The following is a 12,369-nucleotide window of genomic DNA, read 5'->3' as shown; positions in this document are numbered from 1 at the left end:
CCGATCTTGATGGGACCGAAACCGCGCCCGGTTCGATTCGCGCTGAGTCGAAAGGTTGTCCTCGCACGTTCGGACGGCGAACGTAGCGAATTGATTCGCGCATCGTCTGGAGGTTACCCACGTGCCGTCATCTCTGCGGGTGATAAAGCTCGGCGCCCACATCGGCGCCCACATCGACGGTGTCGATCTCGGTAAGGGGATCGATCCGGAGACCGCGAACGCGATCAATACCGCGATGCTCGAACACAAAGTGGTCTTCTTCCGTAATCAGTACAACGTCGACGACGACGCGCAGCTCGCCTTCGCGCGGGCGCTGGGCACCCCCACGACCGCCCACCCGACGGTGACTTCGCGCGGGGACCGGTTGCTGCCCATCGATTCCCGCTACGACAAGGCGAACAGCTGGCACACCGACGTCACGTTCGTCGATCGGATACCGAAAGCATCGGTCTTGCGGGCCGTCACCCTGCCGCAATACGGCGGCACGACGACGTGGGCGTCCACCGAGGCCGCGTACGACCGCCTTCCGGCATCGTTGCGCGCGTTGGCCGAAAGCCTCTGGGCGGTGCACACCAATCGATACGATTACGCGTCACTGCACGACGAGCCGGACTCGGCGACTACCGCCGAACAGCGTTCCTACCGTGAGGAATTCGTCTCAGACCGCTACGAAACCGAGCATCCCGTGGTCCGCGTGCACCCCGAAACCGGCAAGCGAGTGCTGCTGCTCGGCCACTTCGTCGAGAAGTTCGTGGGGCTCGGCTCGACGGAGTCGGCGGCGTTGTTCGATCTGCTGCAGAAGCGAATCACCAAGCTCGAGCACACCATTCGCTGGAACTGGCGGCCCGGTGACATCGCGCTCTGGGACAACCGCGCGACGCAGCACTACGCCGTCGCTGACTACGACGACCAGTATCGACGGCTCAACCGCATCACTTTGGCCGGCGACGTCCCGGTCGACGTCCACGGCCGGCGCAGCCGTTCCGTCGTGGGCGACGCCTCGACGTACTCCGAAGTCGTCAGCCCTGTCGCGCTGGCCAGCTGACGACGACTTCGGTCCGTAGCGCTGCGGGCGTACCGTGAACCGGTGGCCAGAACCCGCGAGCAGGACGCCTGCCCCGGTGCGTTGCAGGTGCATCGCGCCGCGGACGGTGCGTTGGCGCGGATACGGTTACCGGGCGGCGTCATCACCGCCGCGCAGTTGGAGACCCTCGCGCGGGCGGCCATCGACTGGGCCGCGGGCACGCTCGAGCTGACCTCGCGGGGCAACCTTCAGATTCGTGGCGTCACCGACGCGGCCGCGGTCGCCGACGCCGCGGCGTCCGCCGGCCTGCTGCCGTCGCCGACCCACGAACGCGTGCGCAACATCGTCGCCTCGCCGCTGTCCGGGCGGGTCGGCGCGACCACCGACATCCGTGCGCTGATCACCGAGCTCGACGAGGCGATTTGCGCCGACCCGGCACTGGCCGCGCTGCCGGGCCGGTTCCTGTTCGGCATCGACGACGGCCGCGCCGACATCTCGGGCCTCGGCGCGGACGTCGGCATCCACTTCCAGAGCGATGCGGCCGGCGACACCGCCGCGCTGCTGTTGGCCGGTCGCGACACCGGTGTCCGACTGGCGCTGAACGCCGCGGTGCCGGCGATGGTCGAGCTGGCGCAGCGATTCGCTGCCAGTCGCGGGACCGCCTGGCGCGTCAAGGAACTCGTCGACCCCGACATTCTGCTCGGCGAGCTGCCCCGGCCGGAAGCGCCGGGAGCGACGTGGCCCGCGGTCACCCGCCCGCCCGTCGGCTGGCTCGACCAGCACGACGGCCGCGTCACGCTGGGCGCCGCGGCCCCGCTCGGCGTGCTGCCCGCCCGGACCGCCGAGTACCTCGCCGCGATCGGGGCGCCGATGGCGATCACGCCGTGGCGCTCGATCCTCGTTTTCGACCTCGACGAGGGAGTCGCCGACGTCGCCCTTCGTGTACTCGCCCCCCTCGGACTGGTGTTCGACGAGAACTCCCCCTGGCTCTCGGTCAGCGCGTGCACGGGAAGCCCCGGCTGCGAGCACTCGATGGCCGATGTCCGGGCAGACGCCGCCGCTGCGGTCGTCGAACCGGCTTCAGCGCACGCGACGGGCAACCCAATCCCAGGCCACCGCCATTTCGTCGGCTGCGACAGGGCCTGCGGCAGCCCGCCCACCGGTGAGGTGCTGGTGGCGACCGGAGACGGATACCGGGCGCGCGACACGCACCCGTAGGGTGATCGCGTGCTCGACTACATCCGCGACGCCGGGGAGATCTACCGGCAATCGTTCGCGACGATTCGCGACGAGGCGGACCTGGCTCGGTTTCCCGACGACGTGGCCCGCGTGGTCGTCCGGCTGATCCACACCTGCGGACAGATCGACGTCACCGATCACGTGGCGTTCAGCGCAGACGTGGTCGCCAGGACCCACGCCGCACTGGCCGCGGGCGCGCCGGTGCTGTGTGATTCCTCGATGGTCGCCGCGGGCATCACCCGGTCGCGCCTGCCCGCCGCCAACGAGGTGGTGTCCCTGGTGGCCGACCAGCGAGCCGCCGACCTGGCCGCCCGGCTCGGCACCACCCGGTCGGCGGCGGCCGTGGACCTGTGGGCCGACCGGCTCGGCGGTGCCGTGCTGGCGATCGGCAATGCGCCGACCGCGCTGTTCCGGCTGCTCGAACTGCTCGACGACGGCGCCCCGACGCCCGCTGCGGTACTGGGCGGACCGGTCGGTTTCGTCGGTTCGGCGCAGTCCAAGCAGGAACTCACCGACCGGCCGCGCGGAATGTCGTATCTCGTGGTGACGGGCCGTCGCGGCGGGAGTGCGATGGCCGCCGCGGCCGTGAATGCGATTGCGACCGAACGCGAATGAGCGACCGCGGAGTGTTGTGGGGGGTGGGGCTGGGGCCCGGCGACCCTGAACTCGTCACCGTCAAGGCGGCACGGGTGATCGGCGAGGCCGACGTCGTGGCGTACCACAGCGCGCGGCACGGCAACAGCATCGCGCGCGGCATCGCCGAGCCATATCTGCGGCCGGGCCAGATCGAGGAGCACCTGGTCTACCCGGTCACCACCGAAACCACCGATCACCCCGGCGGCTACGCCGGAGCGATGGAGGACTTCTACCGCGAGTCCGCCGACCGCATCGCCGCCCACCTGGAGGCCGGCCGCAATGTGGCCTTGCTCGCCGAGGGCGACCCGCTGTTCTACAGCTCCTACATGCACATGCACACCCGGTTGACCGAGCGGTTCGACGCGGTCATCGTGCCGGGCGTGACGTCGGTGAGCGCGGCTTCGGCGGCGGTCGCCACTCCCCTCGTCCAGGGCGACGAGGTGTTGACGATCCTGCCGGGAACGCTGCCCCCCGACGAGCTCGAGCGCAGGCTCGCCGACACCGACGCAGCGGTGATGCTGAAGTTGGGTCGCTCGTACCCCGCTGTACGCCAGGCGCTTTCGGCATCCGGTCGGTTGGACGACGCGTTCTACGTCGAGCGTGCGAGCACTCCGCGGCAGCGGGTCCTGGACGCGGGCGACGTCGACGACGAAACGGTCCCGTATTTCTCGCTGGCGATGTTGCCGGGGCGCCGCCGCCAGGACGTGACGACCACCGGCAGCGTCGCCGTCGTGGGACTGGGTCCCGGCGACCCGAACTGGATGACCCCGCAGTCGCGGCGCGAACTGGCCGCGGCCAGCGACCTCATCGGCTACGGCCCCTACCTCGACCGCGTTGCCGCCCGCGACGATCAGCGCAGACATCCGAGCGACAACACCGACGAACCGGCGCGCGCCCGGTTGGCCTGCACGCTGGCCGAACAGGGCCGCGCGGTGGCGGTGGTGTCCTCCGGCGACCCGGGGGTCTTCGCGATGGCGACCGCGGTGCTGGAAGAGGCCAAGCAGTGGCCCGGGGTTTCGGTGCGGGTGATCCCGGCGATGACCGCCGCGCAGGCCGTCGCGAGCCGGGTCGGCGCCCCGCTCGGGCATGACTACGCGGTGATCTCGCTGTCGGACCGGCTCAAGCCGTGGGACGTGATCGCCGCGCGGTTGACCGCGGCCGCGACGGCCGACCTGGTGCTGGCGATCTACAACCCGGCCTCGAAGACCCGGACCTGGCAGGTGGGGGCGATGCGGGATCTTCTGCTCGAACACCGCGATCCCGGCACTCCGGTGGTGATCGGTCGCGACGTGTCCGGGCCCCGCGAGCAGGTCACGGTGGTGCGCCTGGCCGACCTGGATCCCGCCGACGTCGACATGCGCTGCCTGCTGATCGTCGGCTCCTCGCAGACGCAGTGGTATTCCGGGGACGGCGATCGGGTCTTCACACCGCGCCGCTACCCCACGTAGCGCTACCCGCGACCTCACCAGCCGCGAGCGCTCATCCCGGTACGGTTTTGGGCCTTATTTTCGTACCAGGGTGAGCGCTCGCGACGGCCGGCAGTGTTAATCTCCGGCGCGTGACCTCCGTCCTCAACATTCCACGCGGGCCCGAAGATGTAACGCCGGCGTGGCTCGGGTCAGTGCTGGGAACCGATGTCGAGGCGGTCGCCGTGACACCCATCGGAACCGGTCAGACGGGCGCCACCTACCGGGTGTCGGCGACCTACGGCGGGGAAACCGACCTGCCCGCCTCGTTCGCGATAAAGCTCTCGGCGCAGGACGACACGGTGCGCGAGCGCGTCGCGCTGGGTTACCGCTCGGAGGTGGAGTTCTACTCGCTGGTCGCCAACCGGATGCGCATCCCCGTTCCGCGCAGCTTCCATCAGGACATCTCCGAGGATGGCGCCGACGTGGTGCTACTGCTGGCCGATATGGCACCCGCGGTCCAGGGCGACCAGATCACCGGGTGCAACGCGGTCGAGGCGCGGCTCGCGGTCGAGGCGCTCGCCGGGCTGCACGGCCCGAGTTGGTGTGCGCCCGAATGGATGGAGCTGTCCGCGGTCGTGATGCCCAAACCCGGTGACGCCGACGCGGCCAAGGGACTCGGCGATGTCTCGCGAATGGCTGCCGACATTGTCATCGACCGCCTCGGCTCGTCGATCAGCGCCGAGGACCAGGAAACGCTCACCGCGGCAATGGCTTCGGTGACGCCGTGGCTGATGGCCGAGCCCGGCCGCTATGCGCTGATGCACGGCGACTATCGGCTCGACAACATGCTGTTCGATCCCGGCCGCACGCGGATCACTGTGGTTGATTGGCAGACCGTCGGCGTCGGGTTGCCGGCCCGCGACCTTGCGTACTTCACCGCGACCAGCCTCGAACCCACAGTCCGGGCGGAGATCGAGCGAGATCTCGTCGAGCACTATCACCGTGCGTTGCTCGGATACGGTGTGCGGGATTACGACCTGGACACCTGCTGGACCGACTACCGCCTCGGGGTGGTGCAGGCACCGTTGCTCGTCGCGTTGGGCACCGCGTTCGCGACGTCGACCGAACGGGGCGACGAGATGATGCTCGCGATGTTGAGCCGCGGCTGTCGAGCCATTCGGGAACTCGGCACGCTCGAGCTCATCGAGTCGTATTCATCAGCCTGACCCAGTCGACCGCGTCGTCGACGGTGGCGACCGTCGCCACCCCCGACGGCAGCGGCGGCCGGTCCACCATCACCACCGCAACACCAAGGGCCGCAGCCGCATGCAGTTTCGGCCGGGTCATCTGTCCTCCACTGTTCTTGGTGACCAACGCGTCGATGCGGTGCTCGCGCAGCAGGGTCAGTTCGTCGTCGTAGCGGTACGGCCCGCGCGACAGCACCACCTGGTGACGACGCGGCAGATCCGACACGTCGGGCGGCGTGACAGCACGAATCAGAAACCATGCATCGACGTCCTTGAACGCTGCGGCGCCAGAGCGCCCGGTGGTCAGGAATACGCGGGTGAACCGCTCGGCAGCAACGGTTTTCGCGGCCTCGATATCAGAGCTCACGACGATCGCATCGCCGGTCGGCCAAGCGGGTCGGGCCACCACCAGGTGCGGCAGCCGCACCTCGGCGCACACAGCCGCCGCGTGCGCGGTCATCGTCGCGGCGTACGGGTGTGTGGCGTCGACCACCGCGTCGACCCGGTTGTCGGACAGCCAGCGCCGCAGCCCCTTGACGCCGCCGAAGCCGCCGATGCGTACCTCGCCCACCGGCAGCGCGGGATCGGGCACCCGGCCCGCGAGCGAACTGATCACCTCGACGTCCGGATGCAGACGGGCAGCCAGCGCGCGAGCCTCAGAAGTACCGCCCAGCAGTAGTATTCGCATCAATGTCGTCCCCGCCGCACCCGGCTCGACGAGTACAGGTAGCTGTCGGCGAACCCCTCGGCCGCCAGCACGTCGCCCACGACGATCACCGCGGTGCGGGTGATGCCCGCGGCTTTCGTCTGCCCCGCCAACTCCGCGAGCGCGCAGCGCACCACCTGCTGCTGCGGCCAGCTCGCGAACGCCACCACGGCACAGGGCGTTTCGGGTCGGTACCCGCCGGCCAGCAGCTGCGGGACGATCGCGTCGATCTGCGCGGCCGCGAGGTGCAGCACCAGCGTCGCACCCGGCTTGGACAACGTCCGCAGATCCTCACCCGGCGGCATCGCGGTCGACAGCGTCGCCACCCGGGTCAGGGTGACCGTCTGCGCGACACCCGGAACGGTGAGCTCGCGGCCCAGCACTGCAGCGGCCGCCGCGAAAGCCGGGACCCCGGGCACGATTTCGTAGTCGACACCGAGATCGTCGAGACGGCGGCACTGCTCGGCGAGCGCGCTGTAGATCGACGGGTCGCCGGAATGCAACCGCGCCACGTCGAGGCCGGCGGCGTGGGCATCGGCGAGTTCGGTGACGATCTGTTCGAGAGTCAACGGGCCGGTGTCGACGACGCGGGCGCCCGGCGGGCACAGCGCCAGCAAGTCCTCGGGCATGATCGAACCCGCGTAGAGGCAGACCGGGCAGCTGCTCAGAAGTCGGTGTCCGCGCACAGTGATCAGGTCGGCGGCGCCGGGCCCGGCGCCGATGAAGTAGACGGTCATCGTTTGGTCACCGCCCACTGCGTGATCGGCATCGCCGGACGCCAGCCGGTGAACCCGCCGAGCGGCTCGCCGCGGTGATGCTCGAAGCGCCTGAGCGTACCGCCGTGTCGCGAATACCACTGGGCGACAAGCGCTTCAGTCTCCACAGTGACGGTGTTGGCGACGAGCCGGCCACCAACCGGCAGCCGGTCGAAGCAGGCCTCCAGGAGTCCCGGCTGGGTCAGGCCGCCGCCCACGAAGACCGCGTCCGGCGCGGGTACGGACTCGAACGACTCGGGCGCCTCGCGCTGCACCTGCACGCGCGCGCCGAACGCCACCACGTTGTCGGTGATGCGGTTGCGGCGTTGTTCATCGCGCTCGAAGGCGATTGCACGACAACCGGTACCGCTGCGGCACCATTCGATCGCGACGCTGCCCGATCCGGCACCGACGTCCCACAGCAGTTGTCCGGGCCGCGGGGCCAGCGCCGCCAATGTCACCGCCCGCACCGGTTGCTTGGTGAGTTGGCCGTCGTTGGCGAACATCTCGTCGGGCAGCACCCCGAATTGCCGCTCGTCGGGCAGGTAGCGAACCGCGACCACGTTGAGGTCGTCGACGTCGTCCGGGGGTCGCTGCGCCCATTCGCGGGCGGTGGCGGCCCGGCGGCGCTCTGTGGGCCCGCCGAGTTGTTCTAACACGGTGATCTCGGAGTCGCCGCGACCGGTGTGGGTGAGCAGTCGCGTCAGCGCCGCAGGGGTTGTGCCGTCGCGGGACATCACGACGGCGTGTCCGCCGCGGCGTACCGCGGTGTGTGGATCACTCCGCACCAGGCTGATGACCTCGGTGTCCTGCACTGCCCAACCCAGCCGCGAGCAAGCCAGCGTCACCGACGACACGTGCGGCAGGACGGTCACCCGCTCGGCGCCGTAGAGCCGGATCAGCGAGCTACCCACACCGTGCAGCAGCGGGTCGCCGCTGGCCACCACATGCACGTCACCGTCGACGTCCTCCAGCAGAGTGTGCAGTGCGGGCAGCATCGGCGACGGCCACTCTCGCCGCGCCGCGGTGACGGTGTCGTCCAGCAGCGCGAGTTGGCGCTTCGAACCGTAAACCACTGTTGCCCTGCATAATTCAGCCCGCGAGCCGGACGGCAGCCCGGCCATCCCGTCAGCTCCGATGCCGACGACGACGATCATCGCGGCATCCTTCGCCACACGAACCGGGGCGTGACACGGAACGCGAATGCCAGCAGCGCGAGTGGTGCGGGCACCCAGACCGCGCCTCGCCTTCGACGGAGTGCGCGCACGGTCGCGTCGGCGACCTGCGCCGGCGTGCTCGACAGGGGCGCGGGCGACATCCCTGCCGTCATGCGTCCGATCACAAACCCGGGCCGCACCAACAGCAGGTGCACCCCCGAACCGTGCAGGGCGTCGGCCAGTCCGCGGCAGAAGCCGTCCAGCCCGGCCTTCGCGGATCCGTACACGTAGTTGGCGCGGCGCACGCGGACGCCCGCGATCGACGAGAACGTCACGATCGACCCGGACCCTGCGCCGCGCATCGTCGCGGCGAGCACCGTCAGCAGGCTGGCCTGGGCGACGAAGTCGGTGTGCAGAATCGCCGCGGCGTGCGCGGCGTCCTTCTCCGCGAGCGCCTGGTCGCCGAGGATTCCGAACGCGAGCACCGCGGTGTCGATCGGCCCGTGCTCGGCGACGATCGCGTCGACCACCGGACCGTGCGACGGAAGGTCGTCGGCGTCGAACTCACGCACGTGCACGGCCGCCGCCCCCGCGGCGCGAACGGCCGCCGCCTGCGCCTCGAGGTCATGAGCGCGCCGGGCCGCCAGCACCACCGTCGATCCGGGCGCCAGCCGGGTGGCCACCTCGACGCCGATCTCGCTGCGACCGCCGAAAACCACGACCAATGCCGGACCGGTGTCAGCCGTGTCTGTCATGGCAGCGATTATCTCCTGCGCTACCGTGAAGCCCGATGGCCCAGTCAAGCCGCAAGGCAACCACCCGGCTGACAGACGACGCGCTGGCATTTCTGTCCGAACGTCATCTGGCCATGCTGACGACGCTGCGATCGGACAATTCACCCCACGTCGTCGCCGTCGGCTTCACGTTCGACCCGAAGACCCACATCGCCCGCGTCATCACCAGCGGCGGGTCGCAGAAGGCGGTGAACGCCGACCGGCAGGGTGTCGCGGTGCTGAGCCAGGTCGACGGCGCCCGCTGGTTGTCGCTGGAGGGCAAGGCCAAGGTCAACGCGGATCCCGACGCCGTCCGTGACGCCGAGCTGCGGTACGCGCAGCGCTACCGCACCCCCCGGGTCAATCCGAAGCGCGTCGTCATCGAGGTCCGGGTCGAGCGGGTGCTCGGGTCGTCGGACCTGCTGGACCGGGTCGAGGTCTAACTCGCGCCGGTGGGGACCACCACCAGCTCGTGTGGCCGGTTGTTGACCGCCATGGCGCCGTCGGCGGTGACGACCACGATGTCCTCGATGCGCGCGCCCCACTCGCCGGGGAAATAGATACCGGGCTCGACGGAGAAAGCCATGCCCTCTTCGAGGGGGAGCGTGTTGCCCGCCACGATGTAGGGCTCCTCGTGCACCGACAGCCCGATGCCGTGGCCGGTGCGGTGCACGAACGCGTCGGCCAGGCCCTCGGCGGCCAGCACGTCGCGCGCCGCGGCGTCCACCTGCTCGGCGGTGACGCCGGGCCGGACCGCCGCGACCGCGGCCCGCTGGGCGCGCTGCAGCACCGCGTAGCGCCGCGCCACGTCGGGGTCCGGCTCGCCGATGCTGTACGTGCGGGTGGAGTCGGAGTTGTAGCCGGGCTCGTAGGGTCCGCCGATGTCCACGACGACGATGTCGCCGGCCCGCAGCTCCCGGTCCGAACACTCGTGATGCGGGTCGGCGCCATGCGGCCCGGACCCGACGATGATGAACGCCACCTCCGAATGACCTTCGGCGACAATGGCTTCGGCGATGTCAGCCGCGATGTCGGCTTCGGTGCGGCCCGGCGCCAGGAATTCCGGCACCCGCGCGTGTACGCGGTCGATGGCCGCGCCGGCCTTGCGCAACGCGTCGATCTCGGCGGCGTCCTTGATCATCCGCAGGCGCCGCAGCACGTCGGTGGCCAGCACCGGCACCGCACCCAGCACGTCGGCGAGCGGCAGCAGATGCAACGCGGGCATCGAGTCGGTCACCGCGACGGCGAGCCGCCCAGACGGCCCGGTCTTGCACATACCACCGCCGAGCGCCTGGGCGACCAGCGCGTACGGGTCGTCGCCGTCGACCCAGTCCTGTACCGCCAGGCCGAGCTCGGGCACCGCGGATTCCTTGAGCGCCGCCAACTCCAGGCGCGGCACCACGATCGTCGGGTCACCGTCGGCGGGCAGCACCAGCGCGGTGAGCCGCTCGAACGTCTGCGCCCGCGAGCCGACCAGATAGCGCAGGTCATAGCCCGGCGTGATGACCAGGCCCGCGAGGCCGGCGTCGGCCGCCGCGGACGCCGCCGCGGCGAGTCGGTGCGCGTAGACATCGGAGCTGAATCGACTGGCGGTCATGCCACGAGGCTAATCCGCGGCGCACTGGCAGGATGGCTCGCATGTCATCCCTCGTGCTGCTCGACGGTGCCAGCATGTGGTTCCGCTCGTATTTCGGAGTCCCCGACAAGATCAAGGCGCCCGACGGCCGCCCGGTCAACGCGCTGCGCGGCTTCCTCGACGCCGTGGCGACCGTGATCACCCGCGAGCGTCCGTCGCGGTTGGTGGTGTGCCGCGACGACGACTGGCGACCGCAGTGGCGCGTCGACCTCATCCCGTCCTACAAGTCGCACCGGGTACTCGAGGAGCACCCGGACGGCGAACCCGACGTCGAGGTGGTGCCCGACGACCTCACGCCGCAGGTCGACATGATCTTCGAGATTCTCGACGCGTTCGGCATCGCCACCGCCGGCGCGCCCGAGTGCGAGGCCGACGACGTGCTCGGCACCCTTGTCACCCGCGAAGAACGTGACCCAGTGGTGGTGGTCAGCGGTGACCGGGATCTGCTGCAGTTGGTGCGCGACGAGCCGGTACCGGTTCGGGTGCTCTACCTCGGCAGCGGGTTGGCCAAGGCCACCAAGTGGGGTCCGACGGAGGTCGCCGAGAAGTACGGCGTGCCGGTCGATCGTGCCGGGCCCGCGTACGCCGAACTGGCCCTGCTGCGAGGCGACCCCAGCGACGGCCTGCCCGGCGTGCCCGGTATCGGTGAGAAGACGGCCGCGACGCTGCTGGCGCAGCATGGCTCACTGGAGAACATCCTGGCCGCGGCCAACGACCCGAAGTCGAAGATGAGCAAGGCGTATCGGACGAAGCTGCGCAACGCCGCCGATTACATCGAGGCCGCCGACCCGGTGGTCAAAGTCGCCACCGACGCCGATCTGAACTGGTCCACACCGTCGGATGCACTGCCGCTGGCCGCCGAGCACCCGCGCAAGGTCGTCAAGCTCGCCGAGACCTACGGCGTCACGTCGTCGATAGGCCGGCTGCAGAAGGCCCTCGACGGGCTGCCCGGCGGCTGAGCCGCCACCGGCCCGCTACTTGGGCCTGCCCACCTCGTAGGTGCCGTCGTCGTCCTGGAACGTGACGGTCACCTGACGCTTGGTGCCGTCGATGCTGACCTCGCAGTCGAACGTCGCGCCCTTCTCGACGGTCGGGTTCTGGCCGTCATTGCACTTGACGTCCTTGACGTTCTTGGCGCCGTAACCGTTCGCCTCATCGGTGAGGATCTGCTGCACCCCGGACTGCGCGGCGTCGATGTCGAGTTTGGTTGTGACGAAGAAGCCGGGCTTCCAGAAGCCCAGCACCAGCACCACCACGACGATCACCGCGGCCAGCAGGCCGATCACGCCGCCGATCACCGCCAGCGAGCGCTTCGAGCCCTCCTCGGCGCCCGGCTGCTGGTACTGCGGGTACTGGCCGAACTGGCCCGGCTGCCCGAACTGCCCGGTGGGCGGCTGGCCGTACTGCGGCTGGCCGGGCGGCTGCCCGTATTGGCCGTACTGCGGCTGCCCGTACTGACCGGGCTGCTGGTAGGCCTGCGGGTTGTACTCGCCGGGCTGCTGACCGTACTGCGGCTCCGTCGCCGGATACTGCTGCGGCGGCTGGTACGCGGGCTGCTGGTATCCCGGGTACTGCTGCGCCTGTGACGGGTCGTAGGCGGGTGGCTGCCACTGCGGCGCGGCCTGCGTCGGTTCGCTGCTCTGCGGCTGCTGCTGCCACGGCTGGTTGGCCGACGACTCGCTGGACGGCTGGTCCGTCGGCTGTTCCGGCTGCTGGCCGGGCCATGACTGCGTCGGATCAGATCCCTGCGGTCCGCTCATCTCACTCCTTGATCGACCGCGGCCGAG

At 70.1% G+C, this 12,369-nt stretch carries 13 protein-coding genes; 7 read left to right on the top strand and 6 right to left on the bottom strand.

The window, feature by feature from the left end:
• Positions 1 to 121: 121 nt before the first annotated feature.
• The 5 genes from AU185_RS04170 (at position 122) to AU185_RS04150 (ending at position 5,534) form a co-directional block, all read left to right on the top strand.
• Entirely contained in the window at positions 122 to 1,045 is a 924-nt protein-coding gene (locus AU185_RS04170) for a TauD/TfdA dioxygenase family protein (RefSeq protein ID WP_059102181.1), read from the top strand.
• A 42-nt stretch (positions 1,046 to 1,087) separates the two neighbouring features.
• Positions 1,088 to 2,242 carry a precorrin-3B synthase gene (cobG, locus tag AU185_RS04165; RefSeq protein WP_059102180.1) on the top strand — a complete coding sequence of 385 codons (1,155 nt, stop codon included), beginning with the start codon at positions 1,088 to 1,090 and terminating at the stop codon, positions 2,240 to 2,242.
• Positions 2,243 to 2,251: 9 nt separating this feature from the next.
• Positions 2,252 to 2,878: a precorrin-8X methylmutase gene (locus AU185_RS04160; protein WP_059102179.1), complete on the top strand. Its 627-nt coding sequence runs from the start codon at positions 2,252 to 2,254 to the stop codon at positions 2,876 to 2,878.
• Positions 2,875 to 4,347, top strand: coding sequence for a precorrin-2 C(20)-methyltransferase (locus AU185_RS04155; RefSeq protein ID WP_059102178.1), 1,473 nt, complete (start codon positions 2,875 to 2,877; stop codon positions 4,345 to 4,347). The genes AU185_RS04160 and AU185_RS04155 overlap by 4 nt, the downstream gene beginning before the upstream one ends.
• Before the next feature lie 110 nt (positions 4,348 to 4,457).
• The gene (locus AU185_RS04150) at positions 4,458 to 5,534 is read left to right on the top strand and encodes a phosphotransferase family protein (protein WP_059102177.1); all 1,077 of its coding nucleotides are present in this window, start codon (positions 4,458 to 4,460) and stop codon (positions 5,532 to 5,534) included.
• Here AU185_RS04150 and AU185_RS04145 read toward each other — a convergent pair.
• From AU185_RS04145 to dprE2, 4 genes are read right to left on the bottom strand one after another with little or no spacing between them, the layout of a single operon-like run.
• Positions 5,509 to 6,243: a cobalt-precorrin-6A reductase gene (locus AU185_RS04145; RefSeq protein ID WP_059102176.1), complete on the bottom strand. Its 735-nt coding sequence runs from the start codon at positions 6,241 to 6,243 to the stop codon at positions 5,509 to 5,511. The two genes, AU185_RS04150 and AU185_RS04145, sit on opposite strands and share 26 nt — an antisense overlap.
• Positions 6,243 to 6,998: a precorrin-4 C(11)-methyltransferase gene (gene cobM / locus AU185_RS04140; protein ID WP_059102175.1), complete on the bottom strand. Its 756-nt coding sequence runs from the start codon at positions 6,996 to 6,998 to the stop codon at positions 6,243 to 6,245. The genes AU185_RS04145 and cobM overlap by 1 nt, the downstream gene beginning before the upstream one ends.
• Complete coding sequence (locus tag AU185_RS04135; protein ID WP_059102321.1) at positions 6,995 to 8,173, bottom strand: bifunctional cobalt-precorrin-7 (C(5))-methyltransferase/cobalt-precorrin-6B (C(15))-methyltransferase; 1,179 nt, start codon at positions 8,171 to 8,173, stop codon at positions 6,995 to 6,997. Before AU185_RS04135 ends, cobM begins: the two co-directional genes overlap by 4 nt.
• Positions 8,170 to 8,928: a decaprenylphospho-beta-D-erythro-pentofuranosid-2-ulose 2-reductase gene (gene dprE2 / locus AU185_RS04130; protein WP_059102174.1), complete on the bottom strand. Its 759-nt coding sequence runs from the start codon at positions 8,926 to 8,928 to the stop codon at positions 8,170 to 8,172. Before dprE2 ends, AU185_RS04135 begins: the two co-directional genes overlap by 4 nt.
• 35 nt (positions 8,929 to 8,963) lie before the next feature.
• On the opposite strand from dprE2, the gene AU185_RS04125 reads away from it, so the two are divergent.
• Positions 8,964 to 9,389 carry a F420-dependent biliverdin reductase gene (locus tag AU185_RS04125; protein WP_059102173.1) on the top strand — a complete coding sequence of 142 codons (426 nt, stop codon included), beginning with the start codon at positions 8,964 to 8,966 and terminating at the stop codon, positions 9,387 to 9,389.
• On the opposite strand, the gene AU185_RS04120 is transcribed toward AU185_RS04125, so the two are convergent.
• Complete coding sequence (locus AU185_RS04120) at positions 9,386 to 10,543, bottom strand: M24 family metallopeptidase (protein WP_059102172.1); 1,158 nt, start codon at positions 10,541 to 10,543, stop codon at positions 9,386 to 9,388. The genes AU185_RS04125 and AU185_RS04120 overlap by 4 nt on opposite strands.
• A 32-nt stretch (positions 10,544 to 10,575) precedes the next feature.
• Here AU185_RS04120 and AU185_RS04115 point away from each other — a divergent pair, with 32 nt between their 5' ends.
• A complete protein-coding gene (locus AU185_RS04115) occupies positions 10,576 to 11,541 on the top strand; it encodes a 5'-3' exonuclease (protein ID WP_082683735.1) in 966 nt (321 codons plus the stop codon).
• 15 nt (positions 11,542 to 11,556) lie between these two features.
• On the opposite strand, the gene AU185_RS04110 is transcribed toward AU185_RS04115, so the two are convergent.
• Entirely contained in the window at positions 11,557 to 12,342 is a 786-nt protein-coding gene (locus tag AU185_RS04110; protein WP_059102170.1) for a DUF4333 domain-containing protein, read from the bottom strand.
• Positions 12,343 to 12,369 lie beyond the last annotated feature (27 nt).

It is taken from the genome of Mycobacterium sp. GA-0227b (assembly GCF_001499855.1).
Taxonomy (GTDB): domain Bacteria; phylum Actinomycetota; class Actinomycetes; order Mycobacteriales; family Mycobacteriaceae; genus Mycobacterium.
This window is presented reverse-complemented; position numbering and strand designations above follow the sequence as displayed.

What these genes read in the sequence shown, in the direction of transcription:
- AU185_RS04110 (WP_059102170.1), bottom strand. Translation starts at nt 12,342, where the DNA reads ATGAGCGGACCGCAGGGATCTGATCCGACGCAGTCATGGCCCGGCCAG.
- AU185_RS04145 (WP_059102176.1), bottom strand. Translation starts at nt 6,243, where the DNA reads ATGCGAATACTACTGCTGGGCGGTACTTCTGAGGCTCGCGCGCTGGCT.
- AU185_RS04115 (WP_082683735.1), top strand. Translation starts at nt 10,576, where the DNA reads ATGGCTCGCATGTCATCCCTCGTGCTGCTCGACGGTGCCAGCATGTGG.
- AU185_RS04120 (WP_059102172.1), bottom strand. Translation starts at nt 10,543, where the DNA reads ATGACCGCCAGTCGATTCAGCTCCGATGTCTACGCGCACCGACTCGCC.
- AU185_RS04135 (WP_059102321.1), bottom strand. Translation starts at nt 8,173, where the DNA reads ATGATCGTCGTCGTCGGCATCGGAGCTGACGGGATGGCCGGGCTGCCG.
- AU185_RS04155 (WP_059102178.1), top strand. Translation starts at nt 2,875, where the DNA reads ATGAGCGACCGCGGAGTGTTGTGGGGGGTGGGGCTGGGGCCCGGCGAC.
- AU185_RS04125 (WP_059102173.1), top strand. Translation starts at nt 8,964, where the DNA reads ATGGCCCAGTCAAGCCGCAAGGCAACCACCCGGCTGACAGACGACGCG.
- dprE2 (WP_059102174.1), bottom strand. Translation starts at nt 8,928, where the DNA reads ATGACAGACACGGCTGACACCGGTCCGGCATTGGTCGTGGTTTTCGGC.
- cobM (WP_059102175.1), bottom strand. Translation starts at nt 6,998, where the DNA reads ATGACCGTCTACTTCATCGGCGCCGGGCCCGGCGCCGCCGACCTGATC.